Annotated in this window: 20 protein-coding genes, 2 tRNA genes and 1 other RNA gene; 12 read left to right on the forward strand and 11 right to left on the reverse strand. The window is 35.0% G+C overall.

The features are described from left to right. Nucleotides 1-605: 605 nt before the first annotated feature. From AB6N09_RS02285 to AB6N09_RS02300, 4 genes are all read right to left on the reverse strand, one after another. Entirely contained in the window at nt 606-2,522 is a 1,917-nt protein-coding gene (locus AB6N09_RS02285; protein WP_411131345.1) for an ATP-dependent helicase, read from the reverse strand. A 159-nt stretch (nt 2,523-2,681) separates the two neighbouring features. Continuing rightward, nucleotides 2,682-2,755: transfer RNA gene (locus AB6N09_RS02290), tRNA-Ile, on the reverse strand. Between the two features lie 42 nt (nt 2,756-2,797). Further along, the gene (gene trxA / locus AB6N09_RS02295; protein ID WP_411131346.1) at nt 2,798-3,121 is read right to left on the reverse strand and encodes a thioredoxin; all 324 of its coding nucleotides are present in this window, start codon (nt 3,119-3,121) and stop codon (nt 2,798-2,800) included. Between the two features lie 109 nt (nt 3,122-3,230). Further along, the gene (locus tag AB6N09_RS02300; RefSeq protein ID WP_411131347.1) at nt 3,231-3,851 is read right to left on the reverse strand and encodes a ribonuclease D; all 621 of its coding nucleotides are present in this window, start codon (nt 3,849-3,851) and stop codon (nt 3,231-3,233) included. A 141-nt stretch (nt 3,852-3,992) separates the two neighbouring features. On the opposite strand from AB6N09_RS02300, the gene AB6N09_RS02305 reads away from it, so the two are divergent. The 3 genes from AB6N09_RS02305 to AB6N09_RS02315 all read left to right on the forward strand — a co-directional run bounded on the left by AB6N09_RS02305 (nt 3,993) and on the right by AB6N09_RS02315 (nt 6,237). Then, nucleotides 3,993-4,065 (forward strand) — tRNA-Gly (locus AB6N09_RS02305). Between the two features lie 593 nt (nt 4,066-4,658). Then, on the forward strand, nt 4,659-5,702 hold the full coding sequence (locus tag AB6N09_RS02310; RefSeq protein ID WP_411131348.1) for a Sir2 family NAD-dependent protein deacetylase: 1,044 nt from the start codon (nt 4,659-4,661) through the stop codon (nt 5,700-5,702). 109 nt (nt 5,703-5,811) lie between these two features. After that, nucleotides 5,812-6,237, forward strand: coding sequence for a WD_0964 family protein (locus AB6N09_RS02315; RefSeq protein WP_411131349.1), 426 nt, complete (start codon nt 5,812-5,814; stop codon nt 6,235-6,237). Between the two features lie 493 nt (nt 6,238-6,730). Here the strand turns inward: AB6N09_RS02315 and AB6N09_RS02320 are convergent, their stop codons facing one another. Beyond that, nucleotides 6,731-7,672 carry a collagenase gene (locus AB6N09_RS02320; RefSeq protein ID WP_411131350.1) on the reverse strand — a complete coding sequence of 314 codons (942 nt, stop codon included), beginning with the start codon at nt 7,670-7,672 and terminating at the stop codon, nt 6,731-6,733. Nucleotides 7,673-7,904: 232 nt separating this feature from the next. Here AB6N09_RS02320 and AB6N09_RS02325 point away from each other — a divergent pair, with 232 nt between their 5' ends. From AB6N09_RS02325 to rnpB, 5 genes are all read left to right on the forward strand, one after another. Then, nucleotides 7,905-8,384 (forward strand): hypothetical protein, encoded by a 480-nt coding sequence (locus tag AB6N09_RS02325; protein ID WP_411131351.1) that lies wholly within the window; start codon nt 7,905-7,907, stop codon nt 8,382-8,384. Continuing rightward, the gene (locus AB6N09_RS02330; RefSeq protein WP_411131352.1) at nt 8,381-8,617 is read left to right on the forward strand and encodes a hypothetical protein; all 237 of its coding nucleotides are present in this window, start codon (nt 8,381-8,383) and stop codon (nt 8,615-8,617) included. The genes AB6N09_RS02325 and AB6N09_RS02330 overlap by 4 nt, the downstream gene beginning before the upstream one ends. A 47-nt stretch (nt 8,618-8,664) precedes the next feature. Further along, nucleotides 8,665-9,588, forward strand: a complete 924-nt coding sequence (locus tag AB6N09_RS02335; RefSeq protein WP_411131353.1) for a hypothetical protein — start codon at nt 8,665-8,667, stop codon at nt 9,586-9,588. Between the two features lie 33 nt (nt 9,589-9,621). Then, nucleotides 9,622-9,915 (forward strand): hypothetical protein, encoded by a 294-nt coding sequence (locus tag AB6N09_RS02340; protein WP_411131354.1) that lies wholly within the window; start codon nt 9,622-9,624, stop codon nt 9,913-9,915. An 85-nt stretch (nt 9,916-10,000) separates the two neighbouring features. Next, nucleotides 10,001-10,350, forward strand: an RNA gene (rnpB, locus tag AB6N09_RS02345) — RNase P RNA component class A. Nucleotides 10,351-10,393: 43 nt separating this feature from the next. On the opposite strand, the gene AB6N09_RS02350 is transcribed toward rnpB, so the two are convergent. Continuing rightward, nucleotides 10,394-11,164, reverse strand: a complete 771-nt coding sequence (locus tag AB6N09_RS02350) for a response regulator transcription factor (protein ID WP_411131355.1) — start codon at nt 11,162-11,164, stop codon at nt 10,394-10,396. Between the two features lie 323 nt (nt 11,165-11,487). Here AB6N09_RS02350 and AB6N09_RS02355 point away from each other — a divergent pair, with 323 nt between their 5' ends. From AB6N09_RS02355 to AB6N09_RS02370, 4 genes are read left to right on the forward strand one after another with little or no spacing between them, the layout of a single operon-like run. Then, entirely contained in the window at nt 11,488-12,471 is a 984-nt protein-coding gene (locus AB6N09_RS02355) for an NAD(P)H-dependent glycerol-3-phosphate dehydrogenase (RefSeq protein WP_411131356.1), read from the forward strand. Nucleotides 12,472-12,490: 19 nt separating this feature from the next. Continuing rightward, nucleotides 12,491-12,973 carry a phosphatidylglycerophosphatase A family protein gene (locus AB6N09_RS02360; RefSeq protein WP_411131357.1) on the forward strand — a complete coding sequence of 161 codons (483 nt, stop codon included), beginning with the start codon at nt 12,491-12,493 and terminating at the stop codon, nt 12,971-12,973. Beyond that, a complete protein-coding gene (locus AB6N09_RS02365) occupies nt 12,963-13,742 on the forward strand; it encodes a GNAT family N-acetyltransferase (protein ID WP_411131358.1) in 780 nt (259 codons plus the stop codon). The genes AB6N09_RS02360 and AB6N09_RS02365 overlap by 11 nt, the downstream gene beginning before the upstream one ends. A 56-nt stretch (nt 13,743-13,798) precedes the next feature. Continuing rightward, nucleotides 13,799-14,935 carry a hypothetical protein gene (locus AB6N09_RS02370; RefSeq protein ID WP_411131359.1) on the forward strand — a complete coding sequence of 379 codons (1,137 nt, stop codon included), beginning with the start codon at nt 13,799-13,801 and terminating at the stop codon, nt 14,933-14,935. Between the two features lie 2 nt (nt 14,936-14,937). Here AB6N09_RS02370 and AB6N09_RS02375 read toward each other — a convergent pair whose 3' ends face one another. From AB6N09_RS02375 to AB6N09_RS02395, 5 genes are all read right to left on the reverse strand, one after another. After that, a complete protein-coding gene (locus tag AB6N09_RS02375) occupies nt 14,938-15,726 on the reverse strand; it encodes a succinate dehydrogenase iron-sulfur subunit (RefSeq protein ID WP_411131360.1) in 789 nt (262 codons plus the stop codon). Between the two features lie 94 nt (nt 15,727-15,820). Further along, nucleotides 15,821-16,273, reverse strand: coding sequence for an rRNA maturation RNase YbeY (gene ybeY, locus AB6N09_RS02380; RefSeq protein ID WP_411131361.1), 453 nt, complete (start codon nt 16,271-16,273; stop codon nt 15,821-15,823). After that, complete coding sequence (locus AB6N09_RS02385; protein ID WP_411131362.1) at nt 16,267-16,665, reverse strand: EVE domain-containing protein; 399 nt, start codon at nt 16,663-16,665, stop codon at nt 16,267-16,269. Before AB6N09_RS02385 ends, ybeY begins: the two co-directional genes overlap by 7 nt. Then, on the reverse strand, nt 16,665-17,855 hold the full coding sequence (gene ftsZ, locus AB6N09_RS02390) for a cell division protein FtsZ (RefSeq protein ID WP_411131363.1): 1,191 nt from the start codon (nt 17,853-17,855) through the stop codon (nt 16,665-16,667). The genes AB6N09_RS02385 and ftsZ overlap by 1 nt, the downstream gene beginning before the upstream one ends. A gap of 243 nt (nt 17,856-18,098) precedes the next feature. Beyond that, the gene (locus tag AB6N09_RS02395; RefSeq protein WP_411131364.1) at nt 18,099-18,638 is read right to left on the reverse strand and encodes a hypothetical protein; all 540 of its coding nucleotides are present in this window, start codon (nt 18,636-18,638) and stop codon (nt 18,099-18,101) included. Between the last annotated feature and the right edge of the window lie 85 nt (nt 18,639-18,723).

An 18,723-nucleotide genomic window follows, 5' to 3' on the forward strand; every position in this document is an offset into this window, starting at 1 on the left:
CATAATGATTAAATGGTGTGTTTTAAATTGAGATTAGCTACTTTCTATGTTCACAAAATTAGTTTGCTTGTGAGCAAGCAAACTTTCCTAGATTCCAGCGTCACACGCTGGAATGACAAAGTTATGGGTATCATCTAAGCGCACTTTTCCCGTCATCCCAGCGCACAACGCTGGGATCTCATTTCATTTTACAATGGCATCACCCAAGTAGCCTTTTTTTTGTCATCCCAGTACTCGATACTGGGATCTAGGATACTACTTTAGTAGTAAATATTTAAGAAATTTACCAAGTGAGGAAAAAAGCAAAAAACCCCGTGGTAGCTAGTTATTTACTACCTATCTTATAACATTGGCGTTTTTGATGTCTTAAACGACTTATAAGCGCGTTTGAGCTTGTATAGGTAAAAAACCAAAAGTTTTAAAAGAGATGCAGTACACATAGTGCGAAAAATTAAACATGAGACGCCAAATATGCTAAGTTTCTTTGTCATTTAATCTGCACAGACTGAAGATAAATAATAACTTCAGTACTATGATAATGGTAACGGCGAAGGTTGTTAAGTAGTTTTTTTGTTTCTATTGGAAACAGTTGTTATATGCCTATTTCAACAGTAGACAGTGTCACTTCTAATTACCTTAACATTTTCTCTTGGTAGTTCTTTAATGAATCGCGAGACATACATTGGCTGCCACTGGTTATTCACTTCCCTTCTGTCTGCGCATGAAATGATCAACTTTTCTTTTGCTCTGGTTATTCCAACATATGCAAGTCTTCTCTCTTCTTCCAAAGCTTTACCACTGCTGTCCTCGAAAGATCTTTGATGTGGAAATAGCCCCTCTTCCCAGCCAGGCAGAAACACACATGGAAATTCAAGTCCTTTGGCTGCATGAAGAGTCATAACATACACGGTGTTGTAATTATTCATATTATCAACTTCCATCACTAGACTTATGTGCTCTAGGAGAGTTGTAACACTATCGAAATTTTTCAAAGATGAAATGAGTTCTCTAACATTCTCTATGCGTGCTAAACCTGTCACTTCTTCATTTTCAAGCATTTCAATATATCCTGATTGATTTGCTATAGTCTTAACAAGCTCGTTTAGCGGCTTTACGCTTACTATTTTTTCCCAAGCTTTAATTTTATTTAAAAAACCATTTAGCGAAAGTTTGGTTTTCTCAGCCACTTGATTACTATCAACCAATGTTTTTGCCACTTCAAAAAAAGAAATTCTGTTATTTTGAGCAACCGCATATATCTTTTTCATGGTGGTCGGCCCTATGCTTCTTTTTGGCTGATTTACAATCCTCTCAAAAGCTAAGTCATCATTATTGTTTATAACGAGTCTTAAATATGCAATTATATCCCTAACTTCTTGACGTTCGTAGAATTTTACACCACTTACAATCTTATAAGGGATTGAGTATTTTATAAAGTACTCTTCTAGAACTCTAGTTTGGAAAGTAGCTCTCACCAGCACTGCAATGTCACTGAATTTGTATTTATTTAGCTTTAATATCTGCTCGCTTATGAACCTCGCTTCGATTTTCCCATCCAATAGTTTTATTAGATTTACTTTCTCTCCTTTAATATTTGTCGTCCACAATTTTTTTTCTAAGCGGGTTTTATTGTGATTGATAACATGTGATGCAGTTGCAAGTATATGGGATGTTGATCTATAATTGCATTCCAGTTTGACGGTTTTTGCACCTTTAAAGTCGTCGGAAAATTTTAAAATGTTTTCAACTTCTGCACCACGCCAACTATATATCGATTGATCATCGTCTCCAACACAGCAAATATTTGAGTGCTCTTTTGCAAGGTATTGTAGCCAAAAATATTGTATTGTATTTGTATCTTGATACTCATCTACCATGATATATTTAAATTTGTTTTGGTAGTAGGACAGAGTTTCAGTATTTTGGTTGAAAAGTTGTATATTGTATAGCAGTAAATCACCAAAATCGACAGAGTTAAGGAATTTTAACCTCTCTTGATATTGGTGATAGACTTTTAATGCTGTTACATATACTGGCCTAAATAATTGGGTTTCTTCTACTTCAGATGGCAGTAAAGACTTTTCTTTCCATTGCTTAATAATATTCATAATGGTCTTATGTTTTTCTGATAAATTATTCGGGCTTATATCATTAATAATATTTTTTATCACCTGTAATTGGTCATCTACACCAATGATTGTAAAATTAGACTTTAAACCTATAATTTCAGCATTACGACGTAAAATTCTTGCTGCAATTGCATGGAAAGTGCCAAGCCATGGTATATTTGTGCCAGTGAGTTCAAGTACCCTTGATACCATTTCATTTGCTGCTTTATTTGTGAATGTGACTGCTAATATCTCATCGGAATTAGCGTAGCCATTTCTAATTATATGCGCTATTCTTGAAGTAATTGTTCTTGTTTTTCCTGTTCCAGCACCGGCCAATATCAAAACTGGCCCATCTACGTTAGTTACAGCCAATTGTTGTTCCGAATTTAGCAGTGAGAGATAATCACTCATTGTAGCCCTACCAAATATAGTCACATAAGTTAACCCTATTGTTTGTGCTCTGTAAAGTTTTTGTTTTGAATGTGATCTAGGCAGTGACAATCACTGAAGCAATTGACCTAGATTTACAATTAGATATGTAAGGAAATATCGTGCATATACTAAAACCGGTGGGATTGGTAGGACTCGAACCTACGACCAATTCGTTATGAGCGAACTGCTCTAACCAACTGAGCTACAATCCCCTTCATTAATATTTATAATACACACAAAAACAAACTTGTCTATTAGCTTATTTCGCTATCAACCCAACTTGACAAGTCACTTATTGCACCAATTTTGCGTGCAACTTCCTTACCGTCTTGAAATATGATCAAAGTAGGTATAGATTGAATTCCATATTCACTCGGCACTTCAGTTCCTTCATCTATGTTGAACTTGCAGACCTTAACCTTGCCCTTCTTATCTTTAGCTAACTGTTCAATACGCGGCATTAGACTTTTACATGGCCCACACCACTCTGCCCAAAAGTCCACTAATACAAACCCCTTGTAATCAGTGACCTCAGACTTAAAATTTTGATCATTTATTGATGTAATATCGTCACTCATAAAATACCTAGCTAAATTTGTACAATATAGCGCACTTACCAGCAACTAATCAACTAAATTCTTACTGAAGAGCCTGAAAGATTGTCTAAAGTATTTTGCATAACTTCCATTACATCTGATGACTAAAGATGTCCACATTTTCCCACCCCATTAAATCTAATTTAACACGAGTAGGAAGAAATTCAAAGCACTTTTGGGCTAATTCTTTTCTGTTTTCACGTTCCAGCATAGAATCTAGCTTTTCCTTTATTTTATGGAGATATAAAACATCAGATGCAGCGTAGCTCTTTTGCTTGTCTGTTAAATCATCGCCTCCCCAATCAGAGGATTGCTGCTGCTTATTTAACTTAGTATCAAGCAATTCTAGGCATAATTCCTTTAGACTATGATTGTCTGTATAAGTACGAACCAAACGTGAAGCTATTTTTGTGCAATAACATGGAAGTGCCCAAGTTTCCAAGTAATAGCATATGATGCTGACATCAAACCGTGCAAAGTGAAATATTTTAGTTATATTTTTATCCCCTAATATTTTTCTTAAATTTGGAGCTGCATAATCACTTTTCAACTGAACTAAGTGAGCGTTGCCATCGTTAAAAGAGAGCTGTACAAGACACAATCTGTCTCTAACATGAAATAGTCCCATCGCCTCTGTATCAACAGCTATAGACCTTACGTTATCTGGTATTGAACTAGCCGGCAAGTCATCTTTATGTACAAATATTCTCATAAGACTTTGTGGAATATTGAAGGACTAATAATAATTGAAAGTGAGTTTTAAGTACACAAATAATAGACAACTCCTAACATTTTAGTATGCATGGGGTTTACAAATCGTTGTATATGCCTATAATTTAAGAAGTGAAAGACTGCGGGAGTAGTTCAGTTGGTAGAACGCAACCTTGCCAAGGTTGAGGTCAAGGGTTCGAACCCCTTCTCTCGCTCTTTTTTTCAAAATCATTCAAAAAATTTGCTTGACAACCTCCGCTGTTACCCTTACCATGGAACTGAAGCTATTCATTTAGCTTCAGTCTGTGCAGATTAAACAACGAAAGTATCACCGTTGGTGTCTTATGTTTAATTTTTTGCACTATGTGCACCTCATGTCTTTATTAATTTCACCTAGACTTCTAGGTTTTTCCCTATACAAGCTGAAACGCGCTTATAAATCGTTCAAGACAGTATAGTACGCCAATTTCAAGGATTAGAGAGTGAGCAACTTCTACCACGGGATTTCTTTTGCCTTTTTTTCCGCTTGGTAAATTTCTTAAACATTAAGCTAAGGTTAGTTGCGGTTTAAAAGCAGCTAAATTGCAGCGTTTAAAGCTAAAAAGATGCCAATGTTTTGAACAGATATTGACCGTGGCTTCTTTTGCTTTTTTTTCAGCTTTTATGCAGGAAAATAGTCAGATCATAGCAAACTAAGTTTTGATGCAAACGTGGCTTTTCAAAATTTTGCAAAAATCCCCTAATTAGCAGGGTTGACTTATCTTTTTAGTGTTTATAATGAAGGTTAGGTTATCAGATAGCATAGGTAGTGCGTAATCTTCTGCAGAAATGTTTAATTCTACTAATTCTTAGCATAAATGTCTGTTATGCAGAGAATGTTTTACTACAAGCCCCACATAAAGTTTCTGAAGAAGATATTAACAGAGTACCAGCTAATCATGTCAGTAGTATATGTTTCGCTCAGACAGAACCGCAAAAATGGCATGTGAAATGGTGCTGTAACTCTTGTATAGACTCTGGAAGCAGCAAATCAGGGTTTCAGCTATCCTTTAATGGTGAAGATTTAATTAAAGAATTAACAAAGCAAGAAAACGTCTTGCTCAGCGATAAAGAAGGACAAAAAAATTACGAATACGGTTGTGTGGTTAGTGACAAAAGGTTAAGTAGCAAAAGATCAAACAATACCTATCATTTTGCTCAAACTTTGTACGAGCAAAATGCAACTCCCAATAGGATGTCAGTACCACAAATTGCTAGACTCATCAACGACAAGAATGTAGTTTTCTACACTGGTGCTGGAATATCAGCGCTAGTAGTGCCAGATGTATCCGAGCTTAATAAACAAATTGGAGTGGCTTTTTACGACCGCAACTTAAAACAAGACGATGTTATTGTACTTATACATAAAATTCTCAAGGAACCAGAAAAGTTTTCAAAAATTATAAGCAATTTCTACAAAGCTTGTCTTTATAGTACGCCAACTTCAGCTCATTACGCAGTGAAGAACATAGCTCTACTTAAAAATTGGCAGCTACTCACTGAAAATGTGGATCTACTTCACAAACGTTCAGGGATTGAGGTCTTGGGAAACACGAGTGGTAAAATGAATTTTAATTGGTTGATGAATAATATCAAACCAGAGCACTTAAGGCAAATTGATTTTATTGTTACCTGTGGACTCAATAGTGACACAGTTGGGTTTCTCGCTTTGTATAAAAAACATAATCCTAAAGGAAAGATAATTGCAATGAACCTAATACAACCAAATTACTTAGGAGATGATGATATTTTGGTAGCTGGTGATTTACAAGAAACTTTGCCTGATTTATTTGAGAACTTATCTCGGCTTTAATTGCGTGAGAACAGAAACTTTACAGAGTGCAAATAGCGAGAATAACTTATTGTTGACAGCTTTAATTTATTAATATATAATATATATATACTAATAAATGGAGCTCAAAATGTACGACATATTTGGTTACTTTCCAAAAAATAATACTTGCAACACACAAAGTGATAAATCAGATAGAGAAAGTTATCAATACACAAAAAGAGATTACGTAACAATTTACTTCAACAACACATTAGCCAGTTTAGACAGATCATGGGAAAGTTTTAAAATAGATGCATATTTGACTATGTATAAAATTAGAACTTGGTTAGAGAAAAAATACAAAAGCTTTACTGAACAAGTTAAAAAGTACGATTTTCACGCCCCAACAGAAAAACCTCCAATTATTGAAGAAATAGAAATGAAGGAACTGAACTGTGCATTTAGACCATTCCGAACTCCTCCTATTCATCCAGCAAGCAGCGATCTTGACGCCAATAACCTAAAGCAAATTGCTGTTACTCAACACGCACCTCAAGTTACTCAACAAAAATAGATTAGGTCTTTAATGCATGATCGTATTTATTCAGTGGCGTGGTGAATATTGAAGCAAAAGTGGTATCATATAAGTAGCTGACACGCAACTGTACGAACGTTGTGCGTCACGCGCTGGAATGACACCCTTCACAGGCTTTTGAATTGCTTTAGCTATAAATATTAAGAAGCTTACCAAATAAAAAAAGGTAAAGAAACCCCGAGTGGCGAGTTTTGACTCTATAATACTGTAAATTGGCGCTATAATAATTTACTGACGCTTAGTTTAAGCCCGATTTGGCTGAATGTAGAAAAAATGAAAAAGACATGCAGCCGCTATAATTTGATACAATCCGCCAAAAAATACCCTGAGTTTTTTACTGAATTTTGTCATTGAGCCTGCAGATCAGAAACAAGTTTTGAGTCAGAAATACCCTTGTTGTAACAATAAGGGTGCTGGAGGAATTTGTCAAGTAGTTTTTTGTTTCTATTGTTGGTTTTTTAGAAATAGCGCTTTACAGTATCATACTGTCTGCAGAGTGATATTGCTTATTCAACCAGTCTGCAAATTCTTTACTGCTACTTATTTCCCATATTTCGCTTTGTAGATCATGGTGACACTTGTAATCTCCTTGTCCAGTACAGTGGAATTGTTTTACAATCGTCTTAGGATGTCGATCGCTTAAGAACTTTGATACTACAATTCCCGTTTTATAAGGATTATCGCTTGTTTGATCATAATAACCATAATATATATTATATAAACTCAAGTTCCCAGACTTAACCTTATCGATTCCCTGCTTAAAACGAGCTTTACATATGGAATTTTCTTCAAGCTCATCGCATGTTTTTTCGCATGCTATAAAGTCTGCACTTCCCTCAAAAACTGGCAATTGAAGCTTCGGCGACAAACCTTCAATGACTGGCTGATAAAACTTGAGAAACTGAATGCAATGGGCAAATTCATGGGAAATATGATACTCAATAGAATTGTCAGAAAAGGGCGTGTTAAAAAGCAATCCATCTCTTTCATTGAGAAAGAGAAATATATCTGAAGCTGAGAACTTTGAAAGCTCTCTATACTTGGGGTGGTTATTGTTGACTGTTAATCCAGTCCAAGTTTTCGGTGGATCAAAGTTGTGTACTTTCTTCAAAACTTCAGCGAGTTGATCCCTATTTTCCAGCATAAAAATGCGAAAATTTGTGTAATCATCAATCTGAACATCAAAAAACCTATAACACCTCTTTAAAGTATTATTGGTGGTTTCTTCGATATTTTTTAATCTCTCACTGCTAAGATTCTTGTGAAATACCTCCACTATCAAATTACTTCCTTCAACACTATAAACATGCTTATCAGGAAGGATTCCACCCACCTCAATTTCAAGTTTGTCTCTAGGCTCGTAGTTTGGCTTACTAGGACCAAAGAATTCTTTAATGCTGCTAAAAAGGCTCATACCATTTTATGGTATTAATATACCTATTATATTATAATAGGTAATTTCCGTCAAGAAATGTAGCTAGCTCAAGCCATATAACCACTTACAGGAGTTTTAGACAGTTTCGGTTTTATTGATGTATTACCTCAGAATATAAAAAGAAGATTAACTTATTAATATTTTTGTTGACATTAGTATGTTAAAATAGCTATAATAACTTTTTATTAAAATAATAAATAAAATTATGTTTATGTTAAATAAATTGTTCAAAGTTAACTCAAATACGTTAAAAATTAAAGAAGCGACAGGTTTCAACCAAGCAAACATAGCACTCATTGAGAGAAATGGTGTTGCTTATAGACTCAGAAATCAAGATAACGGTAATGGAACCAGTAAAGTAAAATTACTCATTAGTCCATTATACCAATCAAAAACATACGAGTGCGATATAGATGTTAACGTAGCAAATGAATTCAAGGGCCAATTATCCCTCACACTGATAGAAAATTCATCTGAAATAGATAAAGTTGGAATAATCTCTCCTGAAGAAGGGATTAACAAAGAAGGAAAAAAACACATTAAAGGCCTAACATTCAGCACTTACAAAATCAAGCATTCAACTAACGCCCCTTCAGTTGAGTATTCAGGTAAAACTAAATTGCAAAAAAAAACGATAATAATAGCAATCCTGCAAATAAAGATAACAGTTACTTTCAACCAAAAGCAGTGAAAGTTGACAATGGTAACGTTATTGTAATCGCCCATAACTTAAAGGATCAAACCCTAGTTTCTTGGTATCTGAAACCAAACGAAAGCGGAACATTTAGAGCACTACCTGTAAAAAAAGGCATCATAGAAAGAAAATTATTCAAATTTGATAATCCAGGGCAATTGGCATTAAATGAAAACACGATGCTTTATGCTCAAATGAGTAAAAAAAGATTATCAAGGAAAATCAGGTGAGAAAAACACAAATTTTTAAATTTGATGTAGCCAAAATAGTCTAGAATTTGAAGGACAGAAAGGGAGCTAACGAATGTCTGCTTAGTAAAAAAGAGTGCCAAGTAGATAATAAGGCATTATCTCTTTCCAGTAAATATGAAATAAGCTTTTTACAGCATGTAAAGCAAACAAAGGGAAATGATCTAGTTGCTTTTCTTGCGAAAGGCCAATCTTCTAACATGCAAGAATTGCATTTAGCAAGTCTTGCTAAGAACGGATCAAAATCGGACTTTATTGTTCATGAATTTAAAGATCCTATAGATCAATTGTATGTTAAAGACGGTGGTCAAGGTTGCTTTATTGTAACTGCAACAAGCGGAGAAAATATCATAATTTTCCATCACAGAAGATTCGAAAAAGCTTCCAAGATAATAACAATACCAGCAAATAGTATTAAAGCTCTCAATGATTTTGTTAATATCATTAACGGTCAATTGACGCCTAGTATTATTTCTAGTAGTACCGTAGCTCCCACAACTACCACAAAGAAAGTTGATACTTCTACGAAAACGTCAACCACTGCAATTACTTATACAACAAAAACTGATGCCGTGGAGACTACTCATCCTTCAACAGCAGAGTTAACAACTCAAACAAATACAGTGTTTACAATGGTGAAACCAACAACATCTGAAACAACCGTTACTTCAAAAGCTACCACAGTTATTACAGACACTGATGAAATAAGTACTGCAAAATCTTCTGCAACAGCGAAGCCAACAACGCCTGTCACTCCACAAGCAACGACAGTTAAACGAGTCACAACGCCAACTCATGAGCCAATTACAAACTCAGAGAAAACTACATACACAGTATTTACTATACCAAGCACCAGAACAAGAGAGTTGACAACTTCTGCATCTATCACAACTTTGCCTCCTCAACAAACTTCTTCTTCGTATCCAGTTCAACATGCTATAATGGGTCCTTAGGCAGGAATAATAGCAGGATCTGTACTTGGAGCAATGGGCATCGTTATTGGAATCATAGGATTCATAGCATATAAATATGTTCAGAAACATCGTCGCTATAGTGCTGCTACTGTGTTAGAGCTATCTGATTTAGAGTCAAATTCGAATAGCAGTAGTGGAGAACTTTTTATCAGTAACAGCAGAACAAGCAGTCCTGAAATAGTGTTAGGCAGCGTATCAGTGGAAAGTGGTAGCAGATCTAGCGGTCCATCACCCGAAGGTAGTATAAATTCAGGGTCTAGAAGACCATCTTTAAATAGCAATGATGTACTAGGACATTACCTCTAGCTGTTTTGCTTGATGTTTGATATGCGGACCATTGATTAGCAGGGAAATTATTTTACTTTTATGATTTTCATGTTAAAGTATAGTCCTAGGTGAAATAAGTAGCTGCTGTTGTGTGATAAGCACAGCAGAGGAAAGTCCGGGCTCCAAGGAAAAATAGTGACGGGTAACGCCCGCCGGGGGTAACTCCAGTTATAGGGCTACAGAAAATTACCGCCTAAAGTATTTTAGGTAAGGGTGAAAAGGTGTGGTAAGAGCACACCATAACAATGGCAACATTGGTAGTCGAGCAACCAACACTAGGAGCAAGATTAAATAAGAGTAGACCTTATGTTTTTCCTCATATCTACTCGGGTAAATCGCAAGCAGTAAATGGTAACATTTACTCCAGATAAATAGCTACATAAACAGAACCCGGCTTACATTTCACCTAGACACTCACATAAATATCAATTATACCGTATTCAAATGTATAAGCACTTTATGCATTGTCTTTTACTTGTTCTACTTGATAGCCACCACTATTCTCACCTACATTGGCATTAGAATATTCTTCTTCATCAACATACTCTTTCAGGACATACCCTCTGCCCCAAACGGTTTCTATATGGCTTTTTCCATCATTTGCACTTTCAAGTTTCTTACGCAACTTGCACATAAAGACATCAACTATTTTGTTATCTGAAGGTTCATCTAAGCCATTGTAGAGATGATTTAAAAACATTTCCTTTGTTAGTACTGTTCCTTTACGTAATGCTAGCAACTCTATCATAGAATATTCTTTATTAGTCAGATGAACCGTTTTACCTTTTACCTCAACAATCCTATGATCAAAATTGATATTTATGTTACCAATTTTTATAACTGATTCAGGATGACCTTTAGTACGACGTACTATTGCCTTTATTCGAGCAAGTAGCTCACTTTTATGGAATGGTTTAGTTAAGTAATCATCAGCACCATATCCAAGTCCTTTAGCTTTCTGATTAACGGCTGATATACACGAAAGTATCAGGACAGGAACTTTAATTTTTGCACTTCTTAGTCTTAACAATATATCATATCCATCAATATCACCGGGCAAGTGTATATCTAGAATAACTAGGTCATAGTGATCTCCATTTGAGGAAACCATATTATTGTTGTAGTCTTGCGCAGAAGTTACAACATCACAAAAGTGCCCATCAGAAGTTAAAGCGTTAACCACAGTCTTTGCACTTACTTGATCATCTTCAATTAGTAATATACGCATATTTTACACCCCGTAAGTAATTTATAATTTTAGTAATATATATAACTAAGGAAAGTAACAAATCAAACTTTTATTAATAAATGGTTAAAACTACTAGTAATAGATATACCATTCCAAAACTATATAAATAGATCTAAAACATAATAGATATACTATATATCATAAGAATAATATTATTTTTAGTAAATATTGAGTTAAAACTATTATTACTAAAAGAATACTTAGGTTAATAAATATTTAACTATTTTATATATCTGTGTTATATTTTTAATTTACTTATCCTAGCATTCTAAAGTATAAGTAATACTTTTCAGGGACATTGTGTGACTATATCAATTTTAGGTGCTGGTGCATGGGGTACAGCAATTGCAATTTCACTAAGTGATAAACAAGATGTGATTTTGTGGACCCACAATAAAACTACTTTCGAATCAATCAATAGAACAAGAGAAAGTGACAAATTATTTGGTTGTAGAATCCCTGATAGCGTGCAAGTAAAATTAGCTATTGAGGAAGCAGTTAATGCTTCAGCAATAGTCCTCGCTGTTCCTACCCAATCTCTAAGACAGGTATGTCAGCAATTACATGATTGTGACCTAAAAAAAGACGTAGCAATAATCTTAGCCTGTAAGGGAATAGAAAGATCTACATTAAAACTACCTAGTGAAATAGTAAATGAAGTTTTACCTAACAATCAAGTTGCCATTTTTTCAGGTCCAAGTTTCGCCATAGAAGTCGCAAAAAAACTACCATATTCAATGGTTCTTGCATGTCAAAACAGCACATTAGGTCCAAAGCTAATATCAGAACTACAGCAGGAAAATATTAAACTACACTTTAGCAGGGACATCATAGGAGTACAGATTTGTGCAGCATTAAAAAACGTTTTTGCTATAGCATGTGGAATTATTTTAAGTAAAAAACTCGGATGCAATGCTCACGCAGCACTGATAACAAATAGTATGAATGAAGTAAAGACTTTATATCTAGCAAAAACAGGTAACGCTAACATAGACATAGACACGCTACTTGGGCCAGCATGTTTGGGTGATCTGGTCATGACATGCACGTCCTTGAATTCAAGAAATCTGTCCTTTGGGTTTAAAATAGGTAGTAGTAACGATAGCTTTGACGTTCAGCAGATTCTGTCAGAAGGTAAGTCAGTGACTGAAGGTTTTAGTACTGCTCAATCTGCATTTAATTTAGCAAAGAAGTTAAAGATAAAAATGCTTATATGTGAAGCGGTATATAGATTATTGTATGAAAGTATATCTATAAAGGATACTATCTTTGCTCTTGTAAATTAATTTTGTAGTTTTGTGTACTGTGGAATTTTTATATAAATTGATATCAACATGGTGGCTATCTGGCACAGTAAAAAAAATGCCAGGTACTGTAGGCAGTTTAGCTGCTTATCCAATTGTTCCTCTAATACTAGGTAATAAAATTTTAGGTGCAGCAATTATCTTTTTCTTATTCTTAATCGGATTGTGGTCCACAAGTAATTACGTAAAACATTATCAGACTTCACATGATCCAAAAGAGGTAGTGATTGACGAAGTAGTTGGTCAATTGCTGACAATATTTCTAATTTCAACATTGCTAAACCAAGAAGTGAATTGTCCTTTATTACTGTTGTGCTTTTTTTCTTTTAGGTTTTTTGATATAATAAAAACGTGGCCTATAAATTTGATCGATAAAAATATCAAAGGTCCTCTAGGCGTTATGCTAGATGATATTATAGCTGCAATTTTAGCCTGTGTTCTCATATGGGCCTTTTATTGTTCATTGTCTGTATATGCAGGATAAGAAAATTTATTATTCAAGATTGGTTACTAAAAATCTGAAGGATTATATACTGTACACAGCAAGCTTATCTCAGTGGGAAGTGCATGATGAATTTGATAACATTACATTTACAATAAATGGCACTAGAGAGTCATTATTCAATTTTGTGTTTTGTGGAGACCAATGTAACGAGCTTTCTGTACAAAGAACTCTAGATTATCTTAGAGCAAGGAATATAGAAGCAACATGGGTAATGGATTTTCATGTAAAGACAAATGACATTTTAGAAAAGTGTGAGATAAAACACGTTAGCACACCAAAAAAAGCTTTACTTAACATGAAAAACTACCTCTTACCTGCTGATATTGTTCCAGATTTGAGGTTGAACGCTGTAAATAGTAGCAACCTCTTAGAACAGTTAGATTTATGTACTTCTAAGATTTTTCATCACAACGTTGGAATTGTCAGCACATTTTTTCGCGGATTATCGAGTTATAATGATAAAGACTCGGGATTAAGATTTTTTCTTGCAACGCTAAACAACGAAGTTGTTGGAACATGCGGCTTTTGCATTCAGGACAACATAGCTGGTTTCTATAGCGATGGAGTTTTACCGATTCATAGAAATCGTAGAATAGGTACCCAAATGGTTTTAGAAAGAATCAAGATAATTCAGCAGCTTAAGTGCAAATATACAGTAGCACATTGTATGAAACCTTCCATCAACCTCTACAGAAGATTGGGCTTTCAGATATTAGGCAATCTTTACTTGTACACTTCTTCAGCGTAACTTATACATACCCTTGTTGAGCGGTTATAAATTTTTACGTCTGTTTTAAAAGTACTATGTTTTTTTTGTATGAAGTAGTTTTATTACTAATTTTAATATTATTCTTTCTTTCTTATTCCAAATTGAAAGTGGATAATAAAATTAAGAGCCTACAACATCAAAATATTATAATAAGTAACTTAATTGATACTGTGGATGATGGGTTTTATATTTGGGATGCAAAAAAACGTATAGAAAAGTTTTCCCCTAACTTACTAATTTTACTTAATACCGTTTTTTACTCATTTAATGAGTTTGTCAATTTTTTTGAGCAATCAGAAAGCTTAATTAAAAATTTTACTGAGGCAAAAAAAGTAAATAAATCTTTTACTCTGGACTTGAAATCAAAAGACGGCGAAGTTTACTGTATATGTTATGGTAGAAGCATAATAAACGACTCTAATAACGTAATTGGTGTGCTGTTGTGGATAAGAAACGTCTCAGACTACAAAATAAAAGCTAACGAACTGGAGTTAGAAAATAGTAAGCTTAAACAGAAAGTAGAGAACTACAGGAGCATTTTCAACTCTCTGCCGTTTCCAATACTAAAATATAATGAAAATAAAAAAGTAAAGTTTTACAACCTATTTTATGATAAATATATAAATAGCTCCCAGAGATTGGCTGTTACTGATAGTGTCCACAGCACCAAACCAGGAAAACATGTGATAACTTGCAAAAACGAACGCAAGGTTTTTGATTTTATTAGAATTCCAATACAAAATTTTGGTGGTGCGGTAATATATGGAAAAGATGTTAGCGATGCAGAGGAGTTACGTGCTAGACTAGATAGTTATTTAGCTGCACAGAAAAGTTTACTTGAGGAGTTACCAATTGCTATTGCAATATACAGTAAGAATCAAAAACTGAAGTTTCATAATAATGCTTTTGTAAAAACCTTTCAACTTGATACAAAGTTTTTGGCATCCAATCCAACTTATCATGAAGTCATGCTTTACCTATTCGAATCTCAGAAGCTTTTAGAACAAAAAGATTTTCAAACTATTAGCAACCAAAGGCATGAATTATTCAAAAGATTATTTGGACCGCATAATGACACAATCCATCTTACAAGTGGAAAAATGTTCAGGATATTGATAATACCCTATGCTTCAGAAGGTTTACTCTTTTCCTATGAGGAATGCAAAAGGTAGCCTCAAACTCCTTCCCTTCCTACCATAAGCTGCTTCATCTTCGCTATTGCTCTTGCTGGGTTAAGCCCTTTAGGGCAGGTTTTCGTACAATTCATTATTGTATGACAACGATACAACTTAAACGGATCATTCAAGGCATCAAGTCTTTCATTTGTCTTATTATCACGGCTATCAGCAATCCATCTGTAAGCCTGTAGCAGTATCGCTGGTCCTAAAAATTTATCACTGTTCCACCAATAGCTTGGGCAGCTAGTTGAACAACAAGCACACAATATGCAATCAGAAAGTCCATCTAGCTTTTTTCTATCTTCAGGAGATTGTAAATACTCTTGATTTGGCAAATCAGGTTTATCTGCTTGTAACCAAGGATTAACTGACTTGTATTGCTCATAAAATTGACTCAGGTCCGGAACTAGGTCTTTTATTACATACATATGAGGTAATGGATATATTTTTACGTCATCCTTTATATCGTCTATGGATTTAGTACATGCAAGAGTGTTGGTTCCATCAATATTCATAGCACAAGATCCACATATTCCTTCTCTACAAGAACGTCTAAAAGTTAAGGTTGAATCTATTTCATCCTTTATTTTTATTAATGCGTCAAGCACCATAGGACCACAATTATCCATATCAATGAAAAACGTGTCTACTCTAGGATTTTTCTCGTCATCAGCAGACCAACGGTAAATTTGAAATCTTCTGACATTTTTTACTCTAGCAGGAACATGGTAGACCTTGCCCTTTTCATTAATTTTAGAATTTTTCGGCAGAGAAAACTGGACCATATTGCTTACCTTTTATCGTCTATAGCTAAAAACCCTTTTGCTTTGTAGATAACACATTTTAGCATTCTCTACTATATTTTTTATTAAATTCCTTTTAAACCGCGCTCATATTATAGCCCAGCGAAGTTAAAATTTTTCTTTCTAGGTCTTTCATTATAATTTCCTCATCTTCTTTTTGGTGATCGTAATCAAGTAAATGTAGCAATCCATGCACTAACATATGTGCAACGTGAGCTAAGATAGATATATGATGCTGATTTGACTCTTTTTGTATTGTATCTATTGAAATTGCTATATCTCCTAAATCGCACTTGTTGGATAATTGCTCACACTGAAATGATAACACGTTAGTTGGCTTATCCATTTTTCTAAATCTTAAGTTAAGTCGACGTAGTAAATCATCATCAGCAAGAGCTATCGATATACTTGGTTTATAGTGGTCTATTTTTAATTCTTTCAGAGAAGCATTTATAATATCTAATACAAAGCCCTCTGGATCCCATGTAATGCTGTGCCACCCCTCATCAAGAATATTTACTTCTAACATTCGCTCATTCTTATTATTTCATTCCATTCGGCTTCTGAGACTGGAGAAACTGATAAGCGCGGTTGTTTTAATATGGCCATGTTTGTTAAAAGTGGGTTTCGTTTTATATCACTTAACGTTACTTGATTACTCAAAGGCTTAGAAAATTTCACGTCTATCAGTCCAAACTTGGAACCGTTAACACGGTAGTACTCCTTAAAGACCTCAATTATCCCAAATATCACTTTTTCTTTACCTGTATAATAAAAAAACGCAGAATCACCTAATTTCATAGCTCTCATATAGCTTTGAGCTTGATAGTTGCATACACCATCCCACTTAGCTACCTTCTCCTTTTCCATTTCTTGCCATGAATATTCGCTTGGCTCTGACTTAAGCAGCCAAAATTGCATTATTTCTTTCTTCTTAAATAAGCTGGTATATCATAGATATTGTTGCTCCTCTTAACTCCTTCATTTACTTGTTCAGCTGGTTTTGTCTCTGGTAGTGGAGTTTGGCTATAGGACCACTTGAACTTTTCTTTCTCTGAAGCCTCGCTTTGATTCACAGGCGGAGTTTCTGACTTGTCATCATAAACAGTGCAACTATCAATACCAGTTGCAAGAACAGAAACCCTAACTTTTCCTTCCATTGCTTGATCAAAGGTAGCGCCGAATATTATATTTGCGTTTTCATCCACTTCTTCGCGTACCCTATTTGCTGCAGCATCAACTTCAAATAGAGTCATATCTCCGCCACCTGTAATGTTAATCAATATTCCTTGCGCACCTTTCATTGACACATTATCAAGCAATGGATTAGATATTGCAGCTTCTGCAGCACCAATTGCTCTATCTTCTCCCTCCGCTTCTCCAGTACCAATCATTGCTTTGCCCATTTCGCTCATCACTGTTTCTATATCAGCAAAATCAAGATTAATGAGCCCCGGCATAACCATTAAATCAGTCACTCCTCTGATACCAATATGCAGGACATTATCAGCAAGTTTAAATGCATCAGAGAATGTAGTTTTCTCATTGGCAATTCTAAACAAGTTTTGGTTTGGGATAACAATGAGAGTGTCCACGTATTTTTGTAATTCTTCAAGTCCAAGTCCTGCAATGCGCATACGACGCACACCTTCAAAGCCAAATGGTTTAGTTACAACTCCAACAGTCAGTATCTTTTTTTCTTTTAACGCTTTATCCTTAACTGCAGCTCTCGCTTCTCTTGCAGCTTTCGCAATTACTGGTGCTGCACCTGTTCCAGTACCACCACCCATTCCTGCCGTGATGAAAAGCATATGACTATCTTTTATATGCTCCATAATCTCATCAATTGATTCTTCCGCCGCACCTTTGCCAATATCAGGCAAAGCACCAGCCCCAAGTCCCTTAGTTAAGTTAATACCTAGCTGAATTTTTTTATCACACAATGACTTCTCTAGCGCTTGAGCATCAGTATTTGCTACAACAAAATTCACCCCTTGCAAATTGGATTGGATCATGTTATTCACAGCATTTCCGCCAGCACCACCCACTCCTACAACGGTAATCCTTGGGTGCAATATAGGTAATTCTGGCAGATTAAGGTCAATTGACATTTAAATTTCCCAAATTTAGTGAATTCACTTGATAATAAGTTACTGCTTTTTTAACAATATGCAAACACTTTTCACTTCTATAGATATAAACAGCAAATAAGATTTACTTATTCTTAACTTTATAAGTACCATAGATACAACGATTACTAGGCTTTCAGATAGCGTTATTGAACCAGATCAAGGAATAGAAAACGTTTATAAAAAGGGATAGAAACCTATCCCTTTTTTCTGCTGAAACTGCTACTAACTTGAAGCAGAAGCAGTTTTTCCTTGTGAGACTCCAAACACTTCCTTAAGTTTTTCTAAATTGCTTTCTGGTTTTTCACCTTCAAGCAACTTACGCGCTTCTCCAATTTGGTTTGCTTTACTATAGCTCATGTATATAAGAGCACCTGTAGTAAACACTATTGCAGCAGTTAGAAGACCAGTAAATACCGGATTAGCCACCGCAAGTGCATATAGTCCCTTACCTCCAGCTATCATACCAGCGTAAGTTGACGCTGCTGTTGTATTGACAAAACCTGCATAAGCTGGACTTAAAAAATAAGCAGCCATAAGCGGAACCGCTACAACTACGCCAACAACCGCAGCTACCTTGTATGGATGGTGACATGCATAATTGGCTGTACCATAAACCGGTGACTTTACTCCGGCCCAAGCCTTCCCAAATATTCCTGAATCCGCACCTATCTGCTTTTTATACGCTAACCCTATAGCCTGAAAATACCAGGTATTTTCTACGATACCAAACTTATTCACTTTACCAAAACTATTATCTGCCATAACTCTACTCCTAAAACATAATGTATTAAATTTTTATTTATAATGGTCTTATATAATAAGAAAAATCTTCTGTCAAGCAAATTAA

Source organism: Wolbachia endosymbiont of Tettigetta isshikii (assembly GCF_041154185.1).
Classification (GTDB): Bacteria; Pseudomonadota; Alphaproteobacteria; order Rickettsiales; family Anaplasmataceae; genus Wolbachia.